Raw genomic sequence first — 24,519 nt, 5'->3', positions numbered from 1 at the left:
AGGCGAAAAGGGTTGTGCAAATGAGCGATCTAATAGCTGCGCTGCAGCGTTGGTATACATCCCAATGCAATGACGTTTGGGAGCACTCTTATGGTGTGGAGATTGTCAATGTCGACAACCCGGGCTGGAGAGTCAAGATAAATGGTGCCACAGCCAAGAGGCCGACCAATATCAACATTGAGCGTGACGACGAGGATTGGATCAGGGTAAGCGCCACTGAAACGGAGTTCATCGGGTATGGCGGTCCTAGTAATTTGCAGGAAATTCTGGAGCTTGGTATGGATTGGCTTCAGTAACAAACAAGGGCCGCAGTTGCGGCCCTTGTTTGTTATCGGTGGTTGGACCTGAAATTGTTGCTGGAGTGCCAGTCTCGTTTTGATTGATGAGGTCAGGTGTTTGACATCGATGCAAACGAGCGTCTGCCGAAGCGCATCGCGGGTGACAGCGAGGAACGGTTCGCCTACGATCCGAGCGGCAGGTTGATCGACGCGGTGAATCGCTACAGCCGCGTGCAGTTCTTCTTTGATCCGGTTGGCAATCTGGTGCGTGAACATCACGCTTACGATCTGTTCGGCGACCGGCGCAGCTACGTGTGGCATCACGAATACGACGAACTCGGCAATCGGCGGCGTACCGTTCGGCCGGACGGGCATGCGGTCGACTGGCTGATGTATGGCTCGGGGCATGTGCACGGGATGCTGCTCGACGGCGAGGAGCGTGTGCAGTTCGAGCGCGATGACTTGCATCGCGAGACGGTTCGTGTGCTGTCGAGCAAGGTCGGGCAGCGCACGCACTACGATCCGGCAGGGCGCGTGCTGCAGCAGACGATCCAGCGGTCGACGTCGCCTGCGCCGCTTGCCGAGCGGCGGTATCGCTATGATGCAGCCGGGCAGTTGTCGCGAATCGAGGACAGCCGCAAGGGCGGGACCGACTATCGATACGATCCTGTCGGGCGACTGATCGAGGCGATCAGTCCCGTCGCGAAGGAACGGTTCGCGTTCGATCCGGCGAGCAACATCATCGATCCGGTGCGAACTGCCGAGACGCCTGCATCGCGTCCGAGCCCGGTGCGGCCGGAAAGCACGTTGCCGGTCGAGGTGCCGAAGGTGCTCGGGAACCTGCTGAAGGCGTATGCGGGGATGCACTTCGAGTACGACGCGCGCGGCAATCTGGTGCGCAAGCGTACGCCGGCGGGTGAGCAGGAATACGAGTGGGATGAATTCAATCGCTTGCTGTCTGCGCGGGTTGCCGAGACGGCGCGGCAGAGTCAGGCGCGGTATTTCTATGACGCGTTCGGTCGTCGTATTGCGAAGGAGGTGAACGGCGAGCGGACGGCGTTCGGGTGGGATGGCGACACGCTGGCGTACGAGAGTGACGGCGAGCGTGGCACGCACTATCTCTACGAGCCGGGGACGTTCGTGCCGCTGGCGCAGTATGTGGCGGGGCCGGTTGAGGGGATCGAGACGCCGGTATGGACGAGTACCGATCGCTATGTGCCGGAGGAAGACCCGCTGCAGAAGGTGCCGGAGCGGCGGGGTGATGCGGCGGTATTCTATTATCACTGTGATCAGATCGGCACGCCGCAGCTTCTAACGGACGGTGATGGCGATGTGGTCTGGGAAGCGTCGTACAAGGCGTGGGGCGAAGCGCGGGAAGTGATTGCGCGGGCGTCGAAGGCGGCGGGGATTGTGGCGAAGAATCCGCTGCGGTTTCAGGGGCAGCGGGTTGACGAGGAAACGGGGCTCGCCTACAACCGGTATCGGTACTACGATCCGAGTTCGGGGCGCTTCGTGTCCAAGGATCCGATCGGATTGGCTGGCGACATCAACGTTTATCGATACGCACCGAATCCGATTGGGTGGGTTGATCCGCTTGGCTTGCTTAAGCTGAACTATGACAAGAGTACGAGAAGTTGGAGCACACCGAACGGATTGATTTACGGCCAAGGATCCAGACATGGCAATCGAGTTAAGCATGTTTTGGATCACGAATCTCCCAATCCGAAAAAAACGACTCATTCCGTGTTCTGCACATGCAAAAAAGGAGGTTCGTTAGACTTGGTAGACGAGGCTTGGGCAAAGCGAGGTCGGCCTTTGACTGACGACCCGGGAGCTTATGTTGTTCCGATGGGGCGGGTTGTAGGAACCGCCGGTGAAACAAACGTAAGGATAATTACTCGCCCTGGGACTAACGAGGTTATATCGGCTTATCCGGTGCATTGAAGGAGGGAGAATGATTTGCCCGCGGTGTGAGCAAGATGAGATTGTCGAAGCACGAATCAAGGCGAATGGTCAAATGATTTATATTTGCCCTGAGTGCGATGCGACATGGTTTTCATTCGATGAAGTAAATTCCAGAAATTTCATTGATTACGGAACATATATGAAATCGATTGGGTTGTCTCAACTATGGGATGAATTGGAGGTAATTAAGCAGGTTTGATGATAAAGGGGCCGCCTGCGTGGCCCCTTGCATGAATGTGCGCAGAATCGCGGCGAATAGGAGGCGTCATGATGCTCGTACAGTATGCCTCTTCGCGGGTGTAGGGATTGCGACGCTGGAGGGGAAGAGCGCCAATCACTATGTGCCGGACGAGAATCCGCTGTAGAACGCGCCAGTGTTATTTGGGGGCGAAATTGTTGCCACACGGCTGGTCTCACTTTGATTGATAAGGTCAGCTGAAGCGCATCGCGAGGAACGGTTTGCCTACGATCCGAGCGGCAGGTTGATCGACGCGGTGAATCGGTACAGCCGCGTGCAGTTCTTCTTCGATCCGGTTGGCAATCTGGTGCGTGAACATCACGCTTACGATCTGTTCGGCGACCGGCGCAGCTACGTGTGGCATCACGAATACGATGAACTCGGCAATCGGCGGCGTACCGTTCGGCCGGACGGGCATGCGGTCGACTGGCTGATGTATGGCTCGGGGCATGTGCACGGGATGCTGCTCGACGGCGAGGAGCGTGTGCAGTTCGAGCGCGATGACTTGCATCGCGACGGTTCGTGTGCTGTCGAGCAAGGTCGGGCAGCGCACGCACTACGATCCGGCTGGGCGCGTGCTGCAGCAGACGATCCAGCGGTCGACGTCACCTGCGCTGCTTGCCGAGTAGCGGTATTTCTATGACGTGCTCAGTCAGACGACAGAGCCAGCTTCCGGAATAATTCTGTGCATCGCCACCGAAGGGAAGGGTGCCGGCAACAAATCGCCGGGGTGTTGCTGAGTCCGGACGGCGGAAAGCAATAAGACCCGGTGGTGGCCCGATTCGGCATAATCATGGCTTGCTACCGTGACCTATCCCCGCAACGCGTTCACCCCGTTCAACCGCAATACCCATGTCGACCACCCCCGCGACCATCGCGTCGCTGCAGCACATTCTCGAACATCCGGGCGACTTTTCCGGATGGCTTTGCCTGCCACCAACGCCGTGGGCGCTAGATACAGAGGGCGTATTCACCGAAGACGCTGACAACACTGAAGTCGACACGCCGCCCGCCGCCGCCCCACAACCCGGCTGGCGCGTCACGCTGAACAGCGCGACGATCGAAGACATCGTGATCAACGCGCATGACCAGGTCGACGAACCGACCGTCGCGCAATTGTTCGACGCGTTCGTGTTCTACGTCGACAACGACGAGTTCATTCTGCTCTGACGAGGCACGCGCCCCACGCCACAGCAAAAAAGGACCGCCAGTGCGGTCCTTTTTCACGAGGCATCAACATTCGAACGAAGCCGATTCCTCAAGGCAACGAAATCGTCAAATTAGCCGACTCCGGGCCCACCTTGATCACCTGCGAATACGGCGCCAACGCCTGCAGCGTCTTGTCCTTGAGATAGGTATTGAGCCCGAGATACCCAAGCAACGCAACGAGCGCGAACACGGTCCCGATCGCCCACACCGGCACCTCGCGCTTCAACCGGTGCGCGATCTGGTCCGGCAGCGGCCAATGCGGCGCGAACGGCGCGCGCTTGCCCTTCATATGCGCGATCTCGTCCCCAAGCCGCGCGGTCAGATACGCGAGCTTCTCCGGCCCTTCGAGCAGATACTTGCCCTGGAACCCGAGCAGCAGGCACATATGAAACACCTCGAGCGACTGCAGCCGCGCCGCACCCTGCGCACGACACTCCTCGAGATACTGGAAGAACTTCTCGCCCGCGAGTTGCTCGCCGAACAGCACGAGCTGCAGCGGCCGGCGTTCCCAATCCGCGCGGATCTTGAACTGCGACGACAGCACCATTTCGTCGATGGCCGCGCAGAACGCGAACTTCGCACCGTACACGTCCTCGGCGGCGATATTCAGCTTCTTCGCGCCGCGCTCGAAATCCGACAGGAACTCCTGGATCCGCGTGCTGAACTCGCTGGCGCTGTCCGGCTCCCGCTTGTTCTTGAGCAGAAACAGCATGAAGAACCCGTCGTACAGCAGATCGAGCAGCGAGCGGGCCTGGAACGCGGCGTCCGTCGACGCCGGGCTATGCGAGGGCGGCGGCACGTTGTCGCCAAACAGGGAAGGCGCGTAGCTCATGAGGTGACCGCGATCAGTTCGAATTTCAGGTCATTGATGCCAGTCGGCGCATAGATCATCGCGGACTGGGCCTGCAGCATGCGCTCGTACAGCGGGCTGCGTGAATCGAGCGCGAAGTAGCACGCGCCGGGGCGCACCGGAATCGCGGGCGGCACCTGCGGCGTGTACGACAGCCGCACGCCGGGCATCGCCGACAGCACGAGCTTGTCGACGTCGTCGGGCGCGCCGACCTTGAAGCGGGCCGGCACCGCATCGACGAGCTCGACGCTCGGCATGTCCGCGGACACCGCGAGGTAGAACTCGGTCTTGTCGTCGATCTTGCCGGAATCGAGGCGGCCGAGGTGGAACGACGGGCGCACCTCGTCGAGCGTGATCGCGAAATAGCGCGTCGAAATCACGGTGTCGAGCAGTTCGCGCAGCATCAGGTCGAGGCGCGCGAAGCTCGGGCCCGGGTCGTCGTGGCGGTACACGGGCAGGTCGGCGAGCGTATAGCCCTTCGAGAACGTCATCAGCTGGCCCGCGAGGCGCAGCAGTTCCTGGAACAGCCGCTCCGGATGCAGTGCCGCGTGCTGGTGCAGGTGCGCGAGCGTCGCGAATGCGGCATTCGCCGTATGCAGCAGCCAGAACGACGCGATGTCGCCCGAACGGAATTCGATGATGTTCTTCGACGGCTCGCGGTGGAAGCCGTACAGCGCGTTCACCTTGGCCTGCAGCGCGTCGACCAGCTGGCGCAGCCGCTGGTGCAGGATCGGCGACGCTTCGATCGCGAGGCACGGCGGCACGAAGCTGTCGTCGATCTCGAAGCCGGACGTCGCGGTGCGGCGCACGCGTACGAGCGGCACCGACAGCAACTGGTCGCGCGGCTCGCTGTGCGCGATCAGCTTGACCTGCGTCTTCAGGAACGTGATGTCGGCTTCGGCGGCGTCGGTGAAGTTGTCGGCGACGCTCGTCTGCTCGCTGACGAACCGCGTCATGAAGCCGGCGGCCGGATCGTCGCTGTAGTTGGTGCCGTTCTCGCGCAACGGGTGCAGCGCGAGATAGAACACGAATTCGTTGATGCCGTCGGGCAACGTATCCAGCGCGATCGGCGGCGGCAGATCGTCAGCCTGCGGCGCGGCATACAGCGCGCCGTCCGGGAACACGAGCGCGAGCTCGGCGACCCGCAGCACGTTGCTGCCGAGCGCGTCGCGGTCGATGCGCACCGAGCGCACGCCCCAGTTGTACGGCTGGATCGCCTGGATGGACTCGAACAGGCGCGCCTCGTGGTACGCGTCCTGCCGTTGAAAGTGTTGAGGCCGGAGGAACAGCCCTTCCCCCCACAGCACCTTGGCCGAATAACTCATGTCAAATCCGGTTAATGTGGCGTTGCGATGTAATCGATTTGTTCGTGCCCGAATTAAATCGCCAAGTGTTAACTCTTGTTAATTGACATCCGTGCGTCATCTTTAACCGCAGGAAACCGAAGACAGCAGATTCAGCGGTTGCGAGGGCGCACCTTGTTGCGGTGCGATGACCGTGCCGTCGGTGACCGTCATCGCGCAATTATGCAGGCCGATGATTATGCCGGATTTCTCCGATTTCGCCGGATCGAATGTCAGTTTCCATCGTTGCAGCGCGGGATCGCGGAACAGCGCGACGATGCCGAATGCCTGGGCTTCGCGAGATACCTTCTCGGTTGCCGTATAGCGCTGGCCCGGAATCAGCGTGATTTCGCGCACATTCAGCAGATCGGCGCCGAGTGCAGCTTTTTCCTTGGTCGGATCGGTAAATGCGTCGAACGGCGCTTGCTGGAACGAGGTCGGGTCCTTCAGCGCATAAAGCCGGACGACGAGCGCGAGCGGCTTGTGGTCGGTCGCGGCATTCAGGTTCGGCGCGGCGGCCAGCGTGAGCCCGATGTTGCGCGGCGGCTTCTGCGCGTCGGGCACCTCGGGCTTGCCGATACCGGCCGCGGACATCACGGCGCTCGCGGCCGAGCCGAGCAGCGGGGCGGCCGCGCATCCGGCCAGAAGGGCGCAGGCAACCAGCGGCAGCGCGTAGCGAATCATGGACGATCTCATCGTTTTTCCGGCGTGCCGCCTTTATCCCTGTCAAAACTGCCGGGTATTGCCGCGTTCGCCGCGCCTCCCCGACATTGCACCGTTCAACTATTAAGCACGCCCGCGTCGGGCGAGCGTCCGGAAATTTTTTCCGCCATCCGGGCGGCGCGTCGAGCGACCAGTAAAACTTGCGCATTCCGGCCCGAGGAAAAACCGCCGCGAGCCCGCAGCGATCGGCCATTCGAGGGGGTAGCGCCCGGTTTTAAAAGGAATTACTCTTCACACGACGATTGAATTATGAAAAATTGATCGGTACTATACCCGCGCGCTTCTTGCAAAGCAAAAGAACCAGATTCTCAACGATTTAAAACTCACGCGCCGGTGGATATAACGATGAAAGACCGTCTGTTCGCAAAACTGTCTGGGGTAGTGGTGGCTTGCGGCGTGATCGCCGGCTGTGCGAGCCAGCCTCCCGCGCCGCCGACTGCGGAAGTGTTCAACAAGTCGCTGGCCGATGCGGACGCCGTCGCGAAGGCGGGGGACCAGGACAAGGCGCTCGGCCTGTACCAGCAGCTCGCGAAGTCGGATCCGACGCGCGAGGAACCGTGGTCGCGCATCGCGCAAATCCAGTTCGCGCAAAACCATTACGGGCAGGCGATCGTCGCCGCCCAGGAAGCGCTGCAGCGCGACGCGACCGATCGTCAGGCGAAGAGCGTGCTGGCCGTTGCCGGCCTGCGGATCGCGACGCAGTCGCTCGGCGAGCTGCGCCAGGACGCATCGCTCGCGGGCGATGCGAAGTCCGACGCGCAGGCGCTCGCGAAGCAACTGCGCGATACGCTCGGCGAATCGGCGCTGTTTCCGCCGGAAACCAAGACCGTGAAACCGCGCCCGCCGCGCCGCGTCGTCCATCGCCCGAAGGGCGGGGCCGCACCGGCTGCCGATGCGGCTGCGCCGGCCGCACCGAGCGCGCCGACGCCGCCCGTGGCGCAAAAGGGCAGCGCGGACCCGTTCGGCGCACTGCGCAACTGAAACCGCAACTGACGCGATAACCACAACTAACCTGGGAGCCGTCGAGATGGCCAAGAAAGAAAGCATTCAGAAAAGCTTGCAGAAAATACGGCCGCCGCGCGTCCAGCTGACCTACGAGGTCGAGAAGGGCGATGCGATCGAGGTGAAGGAGCTGCCGTTCGTCGTCGGGGTCGTCGGCGATCTGGCGGGCCAGTCCGAAATCGAGCAGCCGAAGCTGCGCGATCGTAAATTCGTCAACATCGACCGCGATAATTTCGACGACGTGATGAAGGCGATCGAGCCGCGTGCCGCGTTCCAGGTGGAAAACCGCCTGAGCCCGGAAGGCGGCAAGTTCGCGGTCGACCTGAAGTTCCGCTCGCTGTCGGATTTCAGCCCGGACGAAGTCGTCGAACAGGTCGAGCCGCTGCGCCGCCTGCTCGAGGCGCGCTCGAAGCTCGCCGACCTGCGCAACAAGCTCGCCGGCAACGACAAGCTCGAGGATCTGCTGTCCGAGGTGCTGAAGAACACGCAGCAGCTGCAGGAGCTCGCGAAGGGCACCGGCGGCGACAAAGACGGCGAATGACGACGGAGTGTTGAGATGAACCAGCAAACGGCTGCGGCCCAAGCGAGCGGCGCGGAATACGCCGCCGGGACTTCGCTGCTCGACGACATCGTCGAGAAGAGCAAGGTCGCGAAATCCGATTCCGAGCATGCGCGTGCGAAGGACCTGATCGGCGAACTCGTGCACCAGGTGCTCGACGGCACGGTGATCGTGTCGGACAACCTGTCGGCCACGATCGACGCACGCGTCGCGGAGCTCGACCGCCTGATTTCCACGCAGCTTTCCGCCGTGATGCACGCGCCGGAATTCCAGCGCCTCGAAAGCACGTGGCGCGGGATGGATTATCTGGTCAAGGAAAGCAACACGGGCCAGACGATCAAGATCAAGGCGCTGCACGCGCCGAAGCGCGATCTCGTGCGCGATTTCAAGGGCGCGAGCGAGTTCGACCAGAGCGCGCTGTTCAAGAAGGTCTACGAAGAGGAATTCGGCACGTTCGGCGGCTCGCCGTTCGGTGCGCTGATCGGCGATTACGAGATCTCGCGCCAGCCGGAAGACATGTACTTCATCGAGCAGATGTCGCACGTCGCGGCGGCCGCGCATGCGCCGTTCATCGCGTCGGCGTCGCCGGAGCTGCTCGGCCTCGAGTCGTTCTCCGACCTCGGCAAGCCGCGCGATCTCGGCAAGGTGTTCGACACCGTCGAATACGCGAAGTGGAAGTCGTTCCGCGACGCCGAGGATTCGCGCTACGTCGGCCTGACGCTGCCGCGCTTTCTCGGCCGCCTGCCGTTCAATCCGAAGGACGGCCAGACCGCGGAGAACTTCAACTTCGTCGAGGACGTCGACGGCACCGATCACGACAAGTACCTGTGGTGCAACGCGGCATGGGCCTTCGCGGCCCGCCTGACGGCCGCGTTCGACGACTTCGGCTGGTGCGCGGCGATCCGCGGCGTCGAAGGCGGCGGCCTCGTCGAGGATCTGCCGACCCACACGTTCAAGACCGACGACGGTGAAGTCGCGCTGAAGTGCCCGACCGAAATCGCGATCACCGATCGCCGCGAAAAGGAGCTGAGCGATCTCGGCTTCATCCCGCTCGTCCATTGCAAGAACTCAGATTACGCCGCGTTCTTCGCTGCGCAGTCGGTGCAGAAGCCCAAGAAATACAGCACCGACAGCGCGAACGCGAACGCCGTCCTGTCCGCCCAGCTTCAGTACATCTTCTCGGTATCGCGCGTCGCGCACTACCTGAAGGCGATGATGCGGGACAAGATCGGCAGCTTCGCGTCGGCGCAGAACGTGGAGACTTTCCTCAACCGGTGGATTTCGCAGTACGTCCTGCTCGACGACAACGCCTCGCAGGAACAGAAAGCGCAATTTCCGCTGCGCGAGGCATCCATACAAGTGTCGGAGATTCCGGGCAAGCCGGGCTCGTATCGTTCGGTCGCGTTCCTGCGCCCGCACTTTCAGCTCGACGAACTCTCGATTTCTCTGCGACTTGTCGCTGATCTGCCCAAACCGGCAAATTCATAAGCGAGTAAATCGCCCGGGCGGGCCGCCTGGGTAGGACGTTAAAACCACCTCTTTGGGGAGTCGAAGGGCCATGTTACATATGCACTTGCAGTTTGGTAGTCCCGCGGTGAAGGGCGAATCCGCGGATAAAGACCACCAGGGCTGGATCGAACTGAAATCGTGGGATCACTCGATCGTTCAGCCGCGTTCGGCAACCGCATCGACCGCTGGCGGTCACACGATGACGCGTTGCGAGCACGGCGACATGATCTTCACGAAGGAAATCGATTCGTCGAGCCCGCTGCTGTATCAGCACGCTTCGGGCGGTACCACGTTCGACGAAGTGACGGTCCATTTCTCGCGCGCGGACGGTGAAGGCAAGCGCGTGCAGTATCTGGAAGTCAAGCTCAAGTACGTGATCATCTCGAGCATCGCGCCGAGCGTTCGCGAGGAAGGTCTGCCGCTCGAGACGTTCTCGCTGAAGTACGCAGCCGTGCAGTGGAAGCAAACCCAGCAGAAGATCGGCGGCAACCAGGGCGGCAACACGCAAGGCGCCTGGAGTCTGACGAAGAACGACAAGACCTACGCGGTCTAAGGTCGGTTGCGGCAACGGGGCGCCTCGCGTCCCGTTGTCGTTTTCGCTGTCAACACCGGCCGATGAAACGATTCGAACCCAGTTTTCTCGACAAGCTGTTCGACGACGAACCGCATCTGCCGGCCTCGGCAGCGATGCGGCAATTGTCGCTGGACGAGCTCAAGAACACGGTCGCCCGCGACGTCGAGGCGATCCTCAACACCCGTATCGCGCACACCGAGAACGAGCTGGCGGCGCTGCCGGAATGCCAGAAGTCGGTGCTGACCTACGGGCTGAACGATTTCGCGGGGCTGAGCCTCGCGAGCCACTACGACCGCGCATTCATCTGCAAGTCGATCCAGCAGGCCATCGCGCGCCACGAGCCGCGCCTGCAGCAGGTGCAGGTGACGTTCGAGCTGAACGAGCAGGCCACCAACGCGCTCTACTTCGCGATCCAGGCGCTGCTCGTCGTGCACCCGGCCGAGGAGCCGGTCAGTTTCGACGCGATGCTGCAACCGTCGACGCTGCAGTATTCGGTCACGCGCGCACGCGCGGCACGAATGCAGTAAATCAAGCCGCCGAGCGGGCCGGACCGCCCGGTGGTCAATCAGGTCCGGCAGGAAATATTGAGGTTCGGGGTCGTCGATGGAAGAATTGCTGCCGTATTACGAACGCGAATTATCGTTTTTGCGGCGCTATTCGCGAGATTTCGCCGAACGCTATCCGAAGATCGCCGCGCGGCTCGCGCTGTCCGGCGAGCATTGCGAGGATCCGCACGTCGAGCGGATGATCGAGTCGTTCGCGCTGCTCGGCGCGCGCATCAACAAGAAGCTCGACGACGATTACCCGGAATTCACCGAAGCGCTGCTGGAAGTGCTGTATCCGCACTACCTGCGGCCGTTCCCGTCGTGCTCGATCGCGCAGTTCACGCCGGCGTCGCCCGGCCAGCAGACCGAACCGGTCGTGATCGATCGCGGCACCGAGCTGAAAAGCCGTCCGATCCGCGGCGTGCAATGCCGGTTCCGTACCGCCTACGACGTGACGCTTGCGCCGATCCGCATCTCGGAAGCGCGCTATACGCCGGTTGCGCTCGCGCCGAGCGCGACGGTGCTGCCGTCGAACGCGACGGGCGTGATCTCGATCACGTTCGAATCGCTCGCCGCGCAGCTCGATCTCGGCGCGCTGAAGCTGTCGACGCTGCGCGCGCACCTGCACGGCGAGCAGTCGTTCGTCGCCGCGCTGACCGATTGCCTGTTCGTCAACGTGCTCGGTGCGTACGTCGAGCCCGAACGCAACGGCCGCTGGACCGCGCTGCGCAAGCTGCCGATCGCGCAGGCCGGCTTCGCCGAGGACGACGCGCTGATCGACTATCCGGCGAAATCGCACCCCGCGTACCGGCTGCTCACCGAATACTTCGCGTTCCCCGACAAGTTCGATTTCGTCGACTTCGACCTCGCGGCGATCGCACGCGCATCGGGCCGCTGCCAGCGCGCGACGCTGCATCTGGTGCTGCAGGACGTGCGCAGCGATTCGCATATCGCGCGCTTGCTCGAACTGCTGACGGCGAGCCATTTCCGGCTGTTCTGCACGCCGATCGTCAATCTGTTCCGCCAGCACGGCGAGCCGATCCGCATCACGCACCGCGCGGTGTCGTATCCGGTGATCGCCGAGGCGCGGCGTGCGTTCGCGTACGAGGTGTACTCGATCGACTCGGTGAAGCTCGTCCGGCAGCAGGCGCACGAGGAATCGGTGATCGAGTTCCGGCCGTTCTATTCACTGCATCACGGCGAATCGGCGCGCATCGGCCATTACTGGTTCGCGCGCCGCAACGACTGGGTCGCGCAGAAGAGCCCCGGCTATGAAACCGAGATCTCGATCGTCGACATCGACTTCGAGCCGACGTCGCCGCAGACCGACACGCTGAGCCTCGACCTCACCTGCACGAACCGCGACCTGCCTTCGATGCTGGCGTTCGGCCTCGAAGGCGGCGACCTGTTCCAGGAAGGCGGGGCGCAGACGAGCGGCATCTCGCTGCTGCGCCGCCCGACGCAGAGCGTGCGCTTCGAGCGCGGCCGCGCCGCGCACTGGCGGCTCGTGTCACATCTCGCGCTCAACCACGTGTCGCTCGTCGCGCACGGCCTCGCGCCGCTGAAGGAAATGCTGACGCTGTACGACCTGCGGCGCACGGCCGTGTCGATGCGCCAGATCGACGGCCTGGCCGGCGTCGAGCAGCGCGGGGCGGTGCAGTGGCTGCCCGGCAAGCCGTTCGCGACCTTCGTGCGCGGCATCGAGATCCGGCTGACGATCGACGAGGAGCACTTCGTCGGCGCGAGCCTTGCGTCGTTCGTGCGCGTGCTCGACAGCTTCTTCGGGCTGTACGTCCACCTCAACAGTTTCGTTCAATTGGTCGTCGTGTCGAAGCGCACCGGCGAGGAGATCATCCGATGCAAGCCCCGAACCGGCGAATCGATCCTGGCGTAGTCGACGCGCTGCTCGACGAGCCGCACCGCTTCGAGTTCTTCCAGGCGGTGCGGGTGCTCGAAGGGCTGTTCGCGCGGCAGGCGTCGGATGCGCCCGGCGCGTGGCGGCAGGGCGACGTGGTCGCGCAGCACATCGCATTCCGCAACACGCTGTCGCTCGGCTTCCCGCCGAGCGAGATCGAAGGCGCGCGTTCGTTCGACGACGACGGCGCGCCACTGAACTCGGACGACGAGCGCGACGCCGCGCTGGCCGCCGGCGAGCTCGGCCGCGTCGAGCTGACGCCCGCGTTCTTCGGGCTGCTCGGCGGGCAGGGCGCGCTGCCGCTGCACTACACCGAGCAGATCGTCGCGCGCGAGCACTTGCGGCGCGATCACGCGGCGCGCGCGTTCTTCGACGTGTTCTCGAACCGCGCGACCGCGCTGTTCTATGCGGCGTGGAAGAAATACCGGCTGCCGTTCCATTACGAGCTCGACCGCGACGAGCGCTACCTGCCGCTGCTGCTCGCGATCGCGGGCGTGCCGAGCGACGAGGTGCGCGACAGCCTCGCGGCCGGCCCGGGCGGCGTGCTCGACGAAGCCGTGGCCGGCTATGCGCTCGCGGCGCGGCACCGGCCGATGTCGGCCGCGTACCTGCAGCGCACGCTGTCCGATTACTTCCGCGTGCCGGTGAAGATCGACCAGTTCGTCGGCAAGTGGTACGACGTGCCGTCCGATCAGCTGAGCGTGCTCGGCGAAGTCAACGCGGTGCTCGGCGCGACGGCGCTCGTCGGCGAGCGCGTGTGGCAGCGCGACATGCGCGCGCGGATCGTCGTCGGCCCGCTGTCCAAGCGCGACTACGAAGCGTTCCTGCCCGGCGGCGCGCACGCCGTCGCGCTCGAGCGGATGCTGACGCTGCTCGCCGGCGTCACGCTCGAGTACGAGGTGAAGCTCGTGCTCAAGCGCACCGAGGTCGGCGCGAGCGTGCTCGGCGCGGGCTCGCGGCTCGGCTGGGATGCGTTCCTGTGCACGCGCGATGCACTGGAGGACCGCTCGGACGCCCGCTACGAACTGCACGTGATTCACTGAGACCCTAACAACAACACGCAATCGAACCTGAGATCGACGCCATGAGCACGCCTCTGAAGACCCTGATCACGAAACTGAATCCGCTGTGCCGCCACGCGACCGAGCGTGCGGCGAGCGCGTGCCTGGCGCGCGGCCACTACGAGGTCGATCTGGAGCACCTGTTCCTCGCGTTGCTCGACGAAGCGACGGGCGACCTGCCGCTCGCCTTGCGCGCGAGCCGCGTCGATCCGCATGCGCTGCACGCCGATCTCGAACGCGAGCTCACGCGCCTGAAGACCGGCAACACGCGCACGCCCGTGTTCTCCGTGCATCTGATCGCGCTGTTCGAGCAGGCGTGGCTGATCGCGTCGCTCGATTCGCAGCTCGGCCGCATCCGTTCCGGGCACCTGCTGCTCGCGCTGCTGACCGCGCCGGATCTCGCGCAGTTCGCGCAACGGATGTCGTCGCGCTTCGCGGAAATGAACGTGACGGACCTGAAGCACAAGTTCGACGAAATCATGGCCGGCTCGAGCGAAACCGAACCGCGCCAGGCGGACGACGACGGCAGCGACGTCGCGCCGGCCGCCGACGGCTTTGCGCCCGCGGCCGGCCCGTCGAAGACGCCCGCGCTCGACACCTATACGACCAACCTCACGCAGCGCGCGCGCGACGGCAAGATCGACCCGGTGATCGGCCGCGAAGCGGAGATCCGCCAGGCGATCGACATCCTGATGCGCCGCCGCCAGAACAACCCGATCATGACCGGCGAGGCCGGTGTCGGCAAAACCGCGGTCGTCGAAGGGCTCGCGCTGCGGATCGCGGCCGACGACGTGCCGCCGCCGTTGCGCGGCGTCGCGCTGCACGTGCTCGACATGGGCCTGCTGCAGGCCGGCGCGAGCGTGAAGGGCGAGTTCGAGAACCGGCTGAAGAGCGTGATCGACGAGGTGAAGAAGAGCGCGCACCCGATCATCCTGTTCATCGACGAGGCGCACACGATCATCGGCGCGGGCGGGCAGGCCGGCCAGAACGATGCGGCGAACCTGCTGAAGCCCGCGCTCGCGCGCGGCGAGCTGCGCACGATCGCCGCGACGACGTGGAGTGAATACAAGAAGTACTTCGAGAAGGATGCGGCGCTCGCGCGGCGCTTCCAGGTCGTGAAGGTCGAGGAGCCGAGCGAGCCGCTGGCCGCCGCGATGCTGCGCGGGATGTCGGGCCTGATGGAGAAGCACTTCAACGTGCGGATTCTCGACGATGCGATCACCGAGGCCGTGCGCCTGTCGCACCGCTACATCAGCGGCCGCCAGCTGCCGGACAAGGCGATCAGCGTGCTCGACACAGCGTGCGCGAAGGTCGCGCTCGCGCACAGCGCGACGCCGGCGGCGATCGACGATACGAAGAAGCGCATCGAGCGCATCGACGCGGAAATCGCGTCGCTGGAGCGCGAGGCGGCGGGCGGTGCGGCGCACGACGAGCGGCTCGGCGAGCTGCGCGGCGCGCGCGACACGGCGCTCGAACAACTGGCGAAGGATGAGGAACGCTACGAGGCCGAGCGCGTGATCGTCGCCGAGATCACCGAGCTGCGCGACGCGCTCGACCGCGCGCGCGGCCCGTCGGAAGACGGCCAGCCGGTCGACGTGCAGGCCACCCGCGAGAAACTCGCCGAACGCGTCGCGGCGCTGCACGCGCTGCAGGGCGGCGAGCCGATGGTGCCGCTGCAGGTCGACGGTCACGTGGTCGCCGAGATCGTCGCCGCGTGGACGGGCATTCCGCTCGGCCGGATGGTGAAGGACGAGATCGACACCGTGCTGAACCTGCAGCCGCTGCTGACCGCGCGCGTGATCGGCCAGGACCACGCGCTGGAGGCGATCGCGCAGCGCGTGCGCACCGCGACCGCGAACCTCGAAGATCCGAACAAGCCGCGCGGCGTGTTCATGTTCGTCGGGCCGTCGGGCGTCGGCAAGACCGAGACGGCGCTGGCGCTGGCCGACATCCTGTACGGCGGCGAGCGCAAGATGGTCACGATCAACATGAGCGAGTACCAGGAAGCGCACAGCGTGTCGGGCCTGAAGGGGTCGCCGCCGGGCTACGTCGGTTACGGCGAAGGCGGCGTGCTGACCGAGGCCGTGCGCCGCAACCCGTATTCCGTCGTGCTGCTCGACGAGGTCGAGAAGGCGCACCCGGACGTGCTCGAGATGTTCTTCCAGGTGTTCGACAAGGGCACGATGGACGATGCCGAAGGGCGCGAGATCGACTTCCGCAACACGCTGATCATCCTGACGTCGAACGTCGGCTCGGCCGCGGTGATGCAGGCCTGCCTGAACAAGCCGGCCGAGGAACTGCCCGACCCGGACGCGCTCGCCGAGACGCTGCGTCCGCAGCTGTACAAGACCTTCAAGCCGGCGTTCCTCGGCCGGATGAAGGTCGTGCCGTATTACCCGATTTCCGACGACGTGCTGGCCGAGATCATCGAGCTGAAGCTCGAACGCATCCGCCGCCGGATCGACGCGAACCACAAGGCCGCGTTCGAGTGGGACGAATCGCTCGTTGACGCGGTGCTCGCGCGCTGCACCGAGGTCGACTCGGGCGCCCGCAACGTCGACCACATCCTGAACGGCACGCTGCTGCCGGAGATCGCGGGCCACGTGCTCGGCCGGATCGCCGACGGCGCGGCGATCGCGCGCATCGCGGTGCGCGCGGACGAGGCCGGCGAATTTGCGTACACCGTCGAATGAGCCCCCGCACGCGACATCTGATGCATCAACGGATTCACTGAACCATGCCGATCAATCTCCCCGAGCTGCTGACGCCGATCAGCGATGCGTCGCCCAGCGGCGACGACCTGCTGTTTTCGAACGAATTCGACGCGATTCAGGACGCGCGGCGCTACGACGACCCGACGCTCGACCAGGGCGAATGGGTAACCGAGATCAAGGAGGCCGACTGGGGCTTCGTCGTCGACCATGCGGGCGAGCTGCTGCGCACGCGCACCAAGGACCTGCGGCTCGCCGTGTGGCTGACCGAGGCGCTCGCGCTCGAGGACGGCATCACCGGCCTCACCGAAGGCTATGCGTTGCTCGAAGGCCTGTGCCGCGACTTCTGGGACACCTTCCACCCGCTGCCCGAGGACGACGACATCGAGCACCGGCTCGGCAACGTCGCGTGGCTGTCCGGCCGCACGGCCGAGCTGCTGCGCGCGGTGCCGCTGACGGACGGCGCATCGAATGCGTTCAGCACGCTCGACTGGGAAGTCGCGCAGCACGTCGCGCAGTCGATCAAGCGCGACCCCGAACACGCGGACGACATCGCGCGCGGCAAGCCGTCGATCGACCAGATCGACGCGTCGCGGCGCGTGACGTCGATCGCGTTCTACACGGCGCTGCTGGCGAACCTGAAGGCGTTCGAATTCGCGCTCGATGCGTTCGAGGAGCGGCTCGTCGAGCGCGCGGGCGATTCGGCGCCGAGCTTCCGGCAGGCGCGCGACGCGTTCGAGACCGTGTACCGGCTCGCCGAGCGCTTTGCGCGCGAACAGGGCTATACGGGCAGCGCGCCGCACGCGCAGGCGGCGCCGCAGGCCCAGCCCGAACGCATCGAGCCGGTGTTCGGCCAGCCGATCCAGACCGAGGAGACTCACGTGCAGCAGCAGACCGCTTCGCGTCCGCCGGTGACGCAGATGATCGCCGGCATCCAGAACCGTGCGCAGGCCGTCGACCAGTTGCGCGCGGTGGCGCGCTATTTCCGTCAGACCGAGCCGCACAGCCCGGTCGCGTATCTCGCCGACAAGGCGGCCGAGTGGGCCGACATGCCGCTGCACAAGTGGCTCGAAAGCGTCGTGAAGGACGACGGCTCGCTGTCGCACATTCGCGAGCTGCTGGGGGTGAGGCCCGACGAGCAGGCGTGAACGATTGTTTGTTGACCTGAGAGCGCGGGCCCGGCGGGCTCGCGATGAACAAGAAGAAGGTGACGCATGAACGTGACCGAACTGGCCCAGGCGATTCGTGGCGGCCTGATCCAGCAGGATCGGCTGCTGAAGACGGACATCCCGTCGCTGCCGAACAATGCGCTCGTGCCGCGTCGCGCCGTAATCCGCTCGGAGCTCGGCCGTGATTTCAGCGTAACGCTCGATCTGGTGTCCACCGCGAGCGACGTCGAGCTCAAGACGCTGATCGCGCAGCCGATCACGCTGTGGATCCAGCAGGCGGACAGGTCGTATCAGCCGATCAACGGCTATATCCATACGGCGCGGCGGCTCGGTGCCGACGGCGGCCTGTCGAGTTACCAGCTGCGCTTCGCGTCGTGGATGCACTTCCTCAAGTTCCGTAGCGACATGCGGTACTGGCAGGACCAGCCGGTCGACGCGATCCTCGCCGACGTGTTCGACAGGCATCCGCAGGCCAGGGGCCAATACCGGTTTGCGCTGTCGAAGCCGCTGCCGTCCCGTTCGTACTGCCGCCAGAGCGAAACCGACTGGAACTTCGTGCATCGGCTGATGGAGGACGAAGGGCTGTTCGGCTTCTGGCGGCACAGTGAAGACGGGAAGGCGCACACGTTCGTCATCACCGACGACCTGCATACCGTCGATGCGCTGTCGCCGAATACCGTCAGGTTCGATCGCTCGGGCAGCGGCACCGAAACCGCCGGTTTCACGCAATGGACCGCGTCGCGGACCTTGCAAAGCACGCTGCATACGACGCGCACCTTCGACTACAAGTCGCCGTCGTCGGCGGGCAATCCGAACGGCACGTCGCTGCCGACGAAAAGCGGGCAGGGCGATCTGCCCGATCAGGCGGAAATTTACGAATACACCGGCGCTTACACGTATCCGGCGCAGGACCGCGGCGAACACCTGTCGAATATTCGCCTCGAGGAATGGGAGTCGCGTGCGAAGCGTTTCTTCGGCGTGGGCGGCGTGCGTTCGATCGACGCCGGCCGGCGTTTCACCCTCGTCGACCATCCGGAGCACGATCGCGATGCGGCGAGCGACCGCGAGTTCGCGGCCATCGGCGTCACGCGGTACATCGAGAACAATCTGCCGGCTTCCGACCACGAAGCAAGTTTCCCGCATAGCTTGCAGGACGCGCTGGCGCAGGTGAAGGCCGGGCACGGGAAAGGGGTTGCGTTCGAGGTCGGGCACGACGACGGCTCGGCCGGGTTTTATCTCGTCGAGGTCGAGGCGCAGCGCGCGAGCGTGCCGTATCGCAGCCCGTTCGAGCACCGCAAGCCCGCGATGCAGCTCGAGACGGCCGTCGTGGTCGGTCCGAAGGGCGAGGAGGTCTATACCGACGCGCTGAACCGGATCAAGGTCATGTTCGTGTGGGACCGACAGAGCGAAGGCCGCGAGACGGCATCGTGCTGGATGCGCGTCGTGCAGTCGGATACCGGCGGCGGTTACGGCGCGGTGCATATTCCGCGCGTCGGCGAGGAAGTGCTGATCGGCTACATCGGCGGCGACTGCGATCGGCCGATCGTCATGCATCGTGTCTACAACGGGGCGGCCAAGCCGCAGTGGCATAGCGACGGGATACTGTCGGGCTTCCGGTCGAAGGAGTATGCGGGGTCGGGGCACAACGAGATGGTGCTCGACGACGCGACCGGGCAGAACCGCGCGCGCCTGTTCAGCAGCAGCGGGAATTCGCTGCTTCATCTCGGCTATCTGATCGAGCAGAACGGCAACACGCGTGGTGCGTATCTCGGCTCGGGTTTCGATCTGCGCACGGATGCGTACGGCGCGCTGCGCGCGGGCCAAGGGCTGTACGTGACGACGCATCCGAAGCAGGCGAACAGTCAGCCGCTCGATGCGAGCGAGGCAAAGCAGCAGCTTGGCAGTGCAGAAGGGTTGATCGAGTCGATGTCGCAGGTCAGCGAGATGCATCAGGCGGAGAGCCTCGGTACCGGTCGCGATGCGCTGAAGCAGTTCGCCGATGCGACGCAGAACAACGTGGCGGGGGCGGCCTCGGGGGGCGGCAGGACGGCCGGCGGCGGAACGGGGAATGCCAATGCGTTCAAGGAACCCGTGATGCTGTTCGCGAGCCCGGCGGGGATCGGGATGGCTTCGCAGCAGTCGGTGCATCTGGCGAGCGAGCAGCAGACCAATATCGTCAGCGGGCAAAGCACGTTTGTTACCAGCGGGAAATCGCTGATCGCCGGCATCCGGGATCGCATCAGCCTGTTCGCGCAGAACGCCGGGATGAAGTTGTTCGCCGGTAAAGGGGCGGTGGAGATCCAGGCGCAGAACGACAATGTCGAAATGATCGCGCAGAAGACGGTGAAACTCCTGTCTGCGACGGCAACGATCGAAGGCGTCGCGAAGGAGGAGATTCTGCTGACGTCGGGCGGTGCGTATGTCCGAATCAAGGGTGGCAACATCGAGATTCATGCGCCGGGCAAGATCGACGTGAAGGGCGGGCAGCACGCGTTCAGCGGGCCGACGAGCATGCACAAGACGTTCAAGGCGGAAGGCAAGAAGGCGGATATGCGGATTCGCTACGTGGATGCCGATGGCAACGTGCCGCATGGGGAGCCGATCAAGTTCACGACCGAGGACGGGACCGAGCATAGCGTCGCGCTAGACGCGGAAGGCAAGGCGGAATTGAAGAACATCGATTTTGACGAGTTCGTGGCCAGTCAGGTCAAGCGGATGGGAGAGTGAACATGGGTGGCAAGGCGCTTGTTCAACATCAAGTTTGTATCGATCTGCCGGGGGAGCCGGTCAGTTGCTGGGCCGAGACGGACATAACGGTGCTGTTGCGAAAGCATCGGGACGTGGTGTTCGAGGTGCATTTGCACAAAGGCAATAACTATACGGTCGAGGCAACTGACGATTGGTTTTACGACACCAAGGCGAAGCGGCGGGTCAAGACGGGAAAATTTCAGGACGGAGAGCGCTATCACATCTGGGTCGGCCGTGATTTCAAGGGATTTCTCGTGCTGAAGAAGGACGGGATGGAGCTTCAGCGATATTCGATGCTCCTCTTGAACACCGACAGCCACGGTTCCGATCCTAAAACGAAGCCGGAGCCGATTACGCTCGTCTATGGCGGACAATCGGGAGTAAGCGGCACACCGAAAATCGCGAATTTCTGGCAATACCCTTCCGGTTCATCGAGCGCCGCGACCGGCCAGCCGACCTATCCCAATTGGCAAATTGGTCTTTCCGGACTGTCGTCAGGTATGACCACGATCAACGATGAATACAGCTGCAGAATGTTGTTGCCACTCGCCGCGCCCACTGCGCAAGCGGAATCGTCGCAAGTGATGCATATATTCGAAGTCGATGTGAAGACAATACCGAAGAATCTGATCACGGCACTGGAAACGGGCGGCGCGGATGAGACGGCGATCGATACGGCCCACGTCGCGACTCGCAACTGGATCATCGGTCAAGTCGCTGGCTTTTTTGGATACGTCGGAGACAATTTGCCGTGGATCCGCGAGCTAATGAAGAGCAAGTTCAAGTTGATCAAGATCGTTCATCGCAAGGCCGGACCCAAGTGGTATGTGGTATTCAAGGGAACCATAGGGTCCAGAACGGAAATATCCGCTGCCAAGTACAGCGTGAAGAATACGAAGATTCTGGCGATCACCGGAGGCGCCGGCACCGCGAAATCGATGGCGCAGGCGGCGTGGCGCAGCGCCAAGGGCGCCGTGACGACCAAGGCCGGTGTTATTACGCTTGTATTGACGATCGTGCTGGACTTCGCGGAGTGGTATCACGACTACAAGCAGGTCGACTCCTCCGGAAAGCCTCGAAAGGACTTGTGCGATCTGTTCGCAAAGATTGGCATTGATCTGGTTGTCGCAGGGCTGACGGCCGCTTTGACATCGTTGGTGGTAGGAGCGATTGCGTCGGCGGCGGCGGTTGCTGCAGTTCCGGTGGCGCTTACGGTCGCAGTCGCGATTGGCGTCGCCGTTGCGGTCGGGTATATCGTCAATTACGTGGACAAGAAAGTGGAATTTACCAAGTGGGTGGCGAACAAATTGCGCGAGATCGGGGAAAGCTACGAGAAATACATGCCCAAGGACTACAACCCGTACTCGCCGATGTTTGGAGCCCTGCCATGAGAAACGAGGTAGTCGCTTGCGGCGCTGAGAAGTCGCTGTCATCGGCCGTTGCCCAGGCCGTATGGACCGGGATTCTGCTGAATGCGTTAGCGGTTGCGCTCGCGTTTACCGCTTACAAATTCGATTATGGCGTTTCCGGCCTTCCTGGCCAAATCAGCGTAGCAATTGCCGTGGCGTGCGTGGCGACGCCGGTGATTTGCTGGCTCGTGTGCCGACGCACAAACAAATTCATCGTCTATGGGTGGCTCAGGTTGGTCAGTTTGCTGTCGGCCTATGCGTTGATCGGGATCGCCTTTTACTTCTACTACTTCATTTTCGCGCCGATGCCAGTTTTTGCACGGGTCGCCGGATTGGCGATCGGAGGCGGGCTTAGCGTCTACTGGACCGTGTATTCCTACCTCGCACTGACGCGCCATATCGCACATTCAGATTTCGAGGGCAGGGCGTTTGACATCGATGACGGAGCGATCGTCTGCCGGAAGGACTTCTTCGAGACTCTCGACGCCGCATATGCAGAGCGTAGCCCGTTCGTCAAATGGCACTCATGGATTGTCATGGCGCTTGCGCCATTCTTTTTGGTGCTCAGTCGGCTGCTGTCGATGTACTTTGGGACAGGCGGCGTACTGTTCTTTGTTGCAGCAATCAGTTTCCCCGCGTCGCTCTGGTTAATCGGCGTCATGATCCGGGTCGGGGTGACGATGATCCAGTTGCCGTACGCGATGGAGCAAAAATACCGAAAGCCTGTGCTGATGGCGCGTGACGCATCGTTCTAGCGCGGGTGAGCGCCGCAACGGCAATCAAACCAGGTGATACGAAAGCGGGGGGCGGTCAGTGACGTCGGGGCGTATGTATGAAGAGTGTTGATCGACTCCGGCCTGATCACGTGTTGGAGATGGTGAGGAAAGCCGTCCCGCTGTGCTTGGTGTTACCGTTGCTGGGCGCAGGGATATCGTATGCCGCCTATACGGACGAATTGTCAATGTCGACCTGGCCCTGGAGGATCGGCGTTCTGGTTGCATTAGGTTGCTGCACGGGACTCCTGCTCGTCCATGTGAGATATCGCGGTACGAACGAGTTGTTCGCTTACGGACTCGTCATGTCGCTGGGCACGTTCGCGACGTACTACTTTTTCGGCATATTCGGATATTTCTGCTTCTTCATCTTTGCGCCTATACCCGACCTGGCGCGGTGGCCGGGATTGATCGGCGGCATCGTACTTAACATTTTCTGGGCGGCAATAGCGTACCGGAGCGTGCGTCATACGATCGAGGCAACGCCCTTTGTCGGCAACGTATTAGACGATCGCGGGGAGGTCGTCATTTATGACGTTCAGCGCGGAGTAACGGAGTTCGAGCGGCACCACAAGGAGCCTTCCGCCATCCCGAAATTTGGCCGACATATCGTGTTCGGGCTGGCGCCGCTTTACCTGATACTGAGTCGCCTGCTTTCATCGAGTATCGGGGCAAACGGCGTGCTACTGTTTTTGGCCGTAATGAGCATGCCGCTGGCGTTGTTGTTGTCAGCTTGCTCGTGCGCAACTACGTATTGATGGTCGCTTTGCCCACGCGGATCGAGAAGGAGCGTGGCAAACGTGTATTGGTGACCGGATAGGCCGCATTTTCTTGTGGACGAATGTCGCGTGATGTCGAACGTATCGTCTCCGACGAGCGAGGTTGGCCACAATGTGTCCGCCCTCTCGCCAGAGAATCGGATCGATCGCGTCTCGGGCGCGCTGGAATCGGCGCACGGCCCGTGTAAGAGGGCCGTCGCCCCGCTTACTGCCCCACCCGGAACTCGATCCGCCGATTCCTAGCCCGCCCATCCGCCGTATCATTCGGCGCAATAGGCTGATCCGGGCCCACCCCCGTCGTCGTCATCTGCTGCGGCGGAATGTTCTTCGTGATCAGATAACCCTTGACCGCATCCGCGCGCGCCTGGCTCAGCGCGATGTTCGACGTCCGGTTCCCCGAGTTGTCGGTGTGGCCGATGATGTCGACCGTGCGGTTCTGCATCTTCGCCAGTGCGGCCGCCATCTGGTCGAGGATCAGCTTGCCCTGCGGCGTCAGCGTCGCGCTGCCCGTCTCGAACTCGATCGTCCGGTTCGCGAGCGTCTGGTCGAGCACGCCCTGTTCGGACGCCGACACGCGCAGCCCGTTCTTGATCGTATACGTCGGGTTCAGCGTGTTCGCCATGTCGCTCGCGAGCTGCTGGCGCTGCGCCTCGTTGTGCACCTCGCCCTTCATCTCGATCTGCGTGCCGTTGATCTTCAACTGGCCCTTGCTGATCTGCTTGAGCTGCGCGCCGAGCAGCTTCTGCACGTTCGCGCTCCAGTTCGGCGGCGTCGCGACGTCGCCCACCTCGACCTGGTCGACGACGTTCGCCGCGCCGTACGTGTCGCGCAGCTTCTGCAGTACCGCTGCCTTCGTCGCCTCGTCGGGCACCTTGCCGCCGACCACCACCTGGCCGGGCGTCGCATTCGCGGGCGGCGGCGCGATCGTGCCGGCGGTGCCGTGCACCACCGTGCCGGACGCGCCGCCGGCGTTCGGGTTCGCCTGCGGCAGCGCGGTCGTCGCGACCGTGCCGTTGCCGACCGGCGTGACGGTCGCGCCCGTGTTCTGCGCGAAGGCCGCGCCGCTCGCGACGAGGCCGGCCGCGAACAGCGCGGCGAGGGCGGGCGAGACGGCGGCCGACAGGCGCGCGCGCCGGACCTGAATCGTGCGATGCATGCC

General features: G+C 63.5%; 19 protein-coding genes and 2 pseudogenes. 17 read left to right on the top strand and 4 right to left on the bottom strand.

Annotated elements, in window-relative coordinates:
• The first annotated feature begins 20 nt into the window (after positions 1 to 20).
• The 4 genes and pseudogenes from HWX07_RS32320 (at position 21) to HWX07_RS32300 (ending at position 3,651) form a co-directional block, all read left to right on the top strand.
• A complete protein-coding gene (locus HWX07_RS32320; protein ID WP_175879106.1) occupies positions 21 to 296 on the top strand; it encodes an Imm53 family immunity protein in 276 nt (91 codons plus the stop codon).
• 64 nt (positions 297 to 360) lie between these two features.
• A pseudogene (locus HWX07_RS32315) lies at positions 361 to 2,222 on the top strand (RHS repeat-associated core domain-containing protein); the annotation flags it as partial.
• A 566-nt stretch (positions 2,223 to 2,788) separates the two neighbouring features.
• Positions 2,789 to 3,107, top strand: a pseudogene (locus tag HWX07_RS32305) (type IV secretion protein Rhs); the annotation flags it as partial.
• Positions 3,108 to 3,333: 226 nt separating this feature from the next.
• Positions 3,334 to 3,651, top strand: a complete 318-nt coding sequence (locus tag HWX07_RS32300; protein ID WP_011546583.1) for a hypothetical protein — start codon at positions 3,334 to 3,336, stop codon at positions 3,649 to 3,651.
• A gap of 88 nt (positions 3,652 to 3,739) precedes the next feature.
• Here the strand turns inward: HWX07_RS32300 and icmH are convergent, their stop codons facing one another.
• From icmH to tssJ, 3 genes are all read right to left on the bottom strand, one after another.
• A complete protein-coding gene (icmH, locus tag HWX07_RS32295; RefSeq protein ID WP_175879102.1) occupies positions 3,740 to 4,522 on the bottom strand; it encodes a type IVB secretion system protein IcmH/DotU in 783 nt (260 codons plus the stop codon).
• Positions 4,519 to 5,865 (bottom strand): type VI secretion system baseplate subunit TssK, encoded by a 1,347-nt coding sequence (gene tssK, locus HWX07_RS32290; protein WP_006477098.1) that lies wholly within the window; start codon positions 5,863 to 5,865, stop codon positions 4,519 to 4,521. The genes icmH and tssK overlap by 4 nt, the downstream gene beginning before the upstream one ends.
• Positions 5,866 to 5,967: 102 nt before the next feature.
• Positions 5,968 to 6,579, bottom strand: a complete 612-nt coding sequence (gene tssJ, locus HWX07_RS32285; RefSeq protein ID WP_006477097.1) for a type VI secretion system lipoprotein TssJ — start codon at positions 6,577 to 6,579, stop codon at positions 5,968 to 5,970.
• Positions 6,580 to 6,951: 372 nt separating this feature from the next.
• On the opposite strand from tssJ, the gene HWX07_RS32280 reads away from it, so the two are divergent.
• The 13 genes from HWX07_RS32280 (at position 6,952) to HWX07_RS32220 (ending at position 23,339) form a co-directional block, all read left to right on the top strand.
• Positions 6,952 to 7,587, top strand: a complete 636-nt coding sequence (locus HWX07_RS32280) for a tetratricopeptide repeat protein (protein WP_011546581.1) — start codon at positions 6,952 to 6,954, stop codon at positions 7,585 to 7,587.
• Between the two features lie 46 nt (positions 7,588 to 7,633).
• A complete protein-coding gene (gene tssB, locus HWX07_RS32275) occupies positions 7,634 to 8,149 on the top strand; it encodes a type VI secretion system contractile sheath small subunit (RefSeq protein ID WP_006484395.1) in 516 nt (171 codons plus the stop codon).
• 15 nt (positions 8,150 to 8,164) lie between these two features.
• Complete coding sequence (gene tssC, locus HWX07_RS32270; RefSeq protein ID WP_006477094.1) at positions 8,165 to 9,655, top strand: type VI secretion system contractile sheath large subunit; 1,491 nt, start codon at positions 8,165 to 8,167, stop codon at positions 9,653 to 9,655.
• Positions 9,656 to 9,725: 70 nt separating this feature from the next.
• A complete protein-coding gene (locus HWX07_RS32265; protein WP_006477093.1) occupies positions 9,726 to 10,229 on the top strand; it encodes a type VI secretion system tube protein Hcp in 504 nt (167 codons plus the stop codon).
• Between the two features lie 62 nt (positions 10,230 to 10,291).
• On the top strand, positions 10,292 to 10,777 hold the full coding sequence (gene tssE / locus HWX07_RS32260) for a type VI secretion system baseplate subunit TssE (protein ID WP_006477092.1): 486 nt from the start codon (positions 10,292 to 10,294) through the stop codon (positions 10,775 to 10,777).
• Positions 10,778 to 10,853: 76 nt separating this feature from the next.
• Complete coding sequence (tssF, locus tag HWX07_RS32255; protein ID WP_006477091.1) at positions 10,854 to 12,689, top strand: type VI secretion system baseplate subunit TssF; 1,836 nt, start codon at positions 10,854 to 10,856, stop codon at positions 12,687 to 12,689.
• Positions 12,653 to 13,753 carry a type VI secretion system baseplate subunit TssG gene (gene tssG, locus HWX07_RS32250; RefSeq protein ID WP_006477090.1) on the top strand — a complete coding sequence of 367 codons (1,101 nt, stop codon included), beginning with the start codon at positions 12,653 to 12,655 and terminating at the stop codon, positions 13,751 to 13,753. Before tssF ends, tssG begins: the two co-directional genes overlap by 37 nt.
• A gap of 41 nt (positions 13,754 to 13,794) precedes the next feature.
• Positions 13,795 to 16,464, top strand: a complete 2,670-nt coding sequence (gene tssH, locus HWX07_RS32245) for a type VI secretion system ATPase TssH (RefSeq protein ID WP_175879100.1) — start codon at positions 13,795 to 13,797, stop codon at positions 16,462 to 16,464.
• A 44-nt stretch (positions 16,465 to 16,508) separates the two neighbouring features.
• Positions 16,509 to 17,630 (top strand): type VI secretion system protein TssA, encoded by a 1,122-nt coding sequence (gene tssA / locus HWX07_RS32240; RefSeq protein WP_074801485.1) that lies wholly within the window; start codon positions 16,509 to 16,511, stop codon positions 17,628 to 17,630.
• A 66-nt stretch (positions 17,631 to 17,696) separates the two neighbouring features.
• The gene (locus HWX07_RS32235; RefSeq protein WP_175879099.1) at positions 17,697 to 20,378 is read left to right on the top strand and encodes a type VI secretion system Vgr family protein; all 2,682 of its coding nucleotides are present in this window, start codon (positions 17,697 to 17,699) and stop codon (positions 20,376 to 20,378) included.
• Positions 20,379 to 20,380: 2 nt separating this feature from the next.
• Positions 20,381 to 21,790 (top strand): hypothetical protein, encoded by a 1,410-nt coding sequence (locus HWX07_RS32230; RefSeq protein WP_069232117.1) that lies wholly within the window; start codon positions 20,381 to 20,383, stop codon positions 21,788 to 21,790.
• On the top strand, positions 21,787 to 22,563 hold the full coding sequence (locus tag HWX07_RS32225) for a hypothetical protein (protein WP_175879098.1): 777 nt from the start codon (positions 21,787 to 21,789) through the stop codon (positions 22,561 to 22,563). Before HWX07_RS32230 ends, HWX07_RS32225 begins: the two co-directional genes overlap by 4 nt.
• Before the next feature lie 206 nt (positions 22,564 to 22,769).
• Complete coding sequence (locus tag HWX07_RS32220; protein ID WP_244130061.1) at positions 22,770 to 23,339, top strand: hypothetical protein; 570 nt, start codon at positions 22,770 to 22,772, stop codon at positions 23,337 to 23,339.
• 226 nt (positions 23,340 to 23,565) lie between these two features.
• Here the strand turns inward: HWX07_RS32220 and HWX07_RS32215 are convergent, their stop codons facing one another.
• Positions 23,566 to 24,516 (bottom strand): OmpA family protein, encoded by a 951-nt coding sequence (locus tag HWX07_RS32215; protein ID WP_175879097.1) that lies wholly within the window; start codon positions 24,514 to 24,516, stop codon positions 23,566 to 23,568.
• Between the last annotated feature and the right edge of the window lie 3 nt (positions 24,517 to 24,519).

This window comes from Burkholderia sp. BCC0097, assembly GCF_902832985.1.
GTDB classification, from domain to species: domain Bacteria; phylum Pseudomonadota; class Gammaproteobacteria; order Burkholderiales; family Burkholderiaceae; genus Burkholderia; species Burkholderia orbicola.
The sequence above is the reverse complement of the archived record's forward strand: the minus strand, read 5'-3'. Positions and strand labels throughout refer to the sequence as shown.

Excerpts from the sequence above, each read along its gene's own strand:
- tssB (WP_006484395.1), top strand. The coding sequence starts at position 7,634 with ATGGCCAAGAAAGAAAGCATTCAGAAAAGCTTGCAGAAAATACGGCCG.
- tssG (WP_006477090.1), top strand. The coding sequence starts at position 12,653 with ATGCAAGCCCCGAACCGGCGAATCGATCCTGGCGTAGTCGACGCGCTG.
- HWX07_RS32300 (WP_011546583.1), top strand. The coding sequence starts at position 3,334 with ATGTCGACCACCCCCGCGACCATCGCGTCGCTGCAGCACATTCTCGAA.
- tssK (WP_006477098.1), bottom strand. The coding sequence starts at position 5,865 with ATGAGTTATTCGGCCAAGGTGCTGTGGGGGGAAGGGCTGTTCCTCCGG.
- icmH (WP_175879102.1), bottom strand. The coding sequence starts at position 4,522 with ATGAGCTACGCGCCTTCCCTGTTTGGCGACAACGTGCCGCCGCCCTCG.
- tssJ (WP_006477097.1), bottom strand. The coding sequence starts at position 6,579 with ATGAGATCGTCCATGATTCGCTACGCGCTGCCGCTGGTTGCCTGCGCC.
- HWX07_RS32280 (WP_011546581.1), top strand. The coding sequence starts at position 6,952 with ATGAAAGACCGTCTGTTCGCAAAACTGTCTGGGGTAGTGGTGGCTTGC.
- HWX07_RS32215 (WP_175879097.1), bottom strand. The coding sequence starts at position 24,516 with ATGCATCGCACGATTCAGGTCCGGCGCGCGCGCCTGTCGGCCGCCGTC.
- HWX07_RS32320 (WP_175879106.1), top strand. The coding sequence starts at position 21 with ATGAGCGATCTAATAGCTGCGCTGCAGCGTTGGTATACATCCCAATGC.
- HWX07_RS32235 (WP_175879099.1), top strand. The coding sequence starts at position 17,697 with ATGAACGTGACCGAACTGGCCCAGGCGATTCGTGGCGGCCTGATCCAG.
- tssC (WP_006477094.1), top strand. The coding sequence starts at position 8,165 with ATGAACCAGCAAACGGCTGCGGCCCAAGCGAGCGGCGCGGAATACGCC.
- tssF (WP_006477091.1), top strand. The coding sequence starts at position 10,854 with ATGGAAGAATTGCTGCCGTATTACGAACGCGAATTATCGTTTTTGCGG.
- HWX07_RS32220 (WP_244130061.1), top strand. The coding sequence starts at position 22,770 with ATGTCGACCTGGCCCTGGAGGATCGGCGTTCTGGTTGCATTAGGTTGC.
- HWX07_RS32230 (WP_069232117.1), top strand. The coding sequence starts at position 20,381 with ATGGGTGGCAAGGCGCTTGTTCAACATCAAGTTTGTATCGATCTGCCG.
- tssE (WP_006477092.1), top strand. The coding sequence starts at position 10,292 with ATGAAACGATTCGAACCCAGTTTTCTCGACAAGCTGTTCGACGACGAA.
- tssA (WP_074801485.1), top strand. The coding sequence starts at position 16,509 with ATGCCGATCAATCTCCCCGAGCTGCTGACGCCGATCAGCGATGCGTCG.
- tssH (WP_175879100.1), top strand. The coding sequence starts at position 13,795 with ATGAGCACGCCTCTGAAGACCCTGATCACGAAACTGAATCCGCTGTGC.
- HWX07_RS32225 (WP_175879098.1), top strand. The coding sequence starts at position 21,787 with ATGAGAAACGAGGTAGTCGCTTGCGGCGCTGAGAAGTCGCTGTCATCG.
- HWX07_RS32265 (WP_006477093.1), top strand. The coding sequence starts at position 9,726 with ATGTTACATATGCACTTGCAGTTTGGTAGTCCCGCGGTGAAGGGCGAA.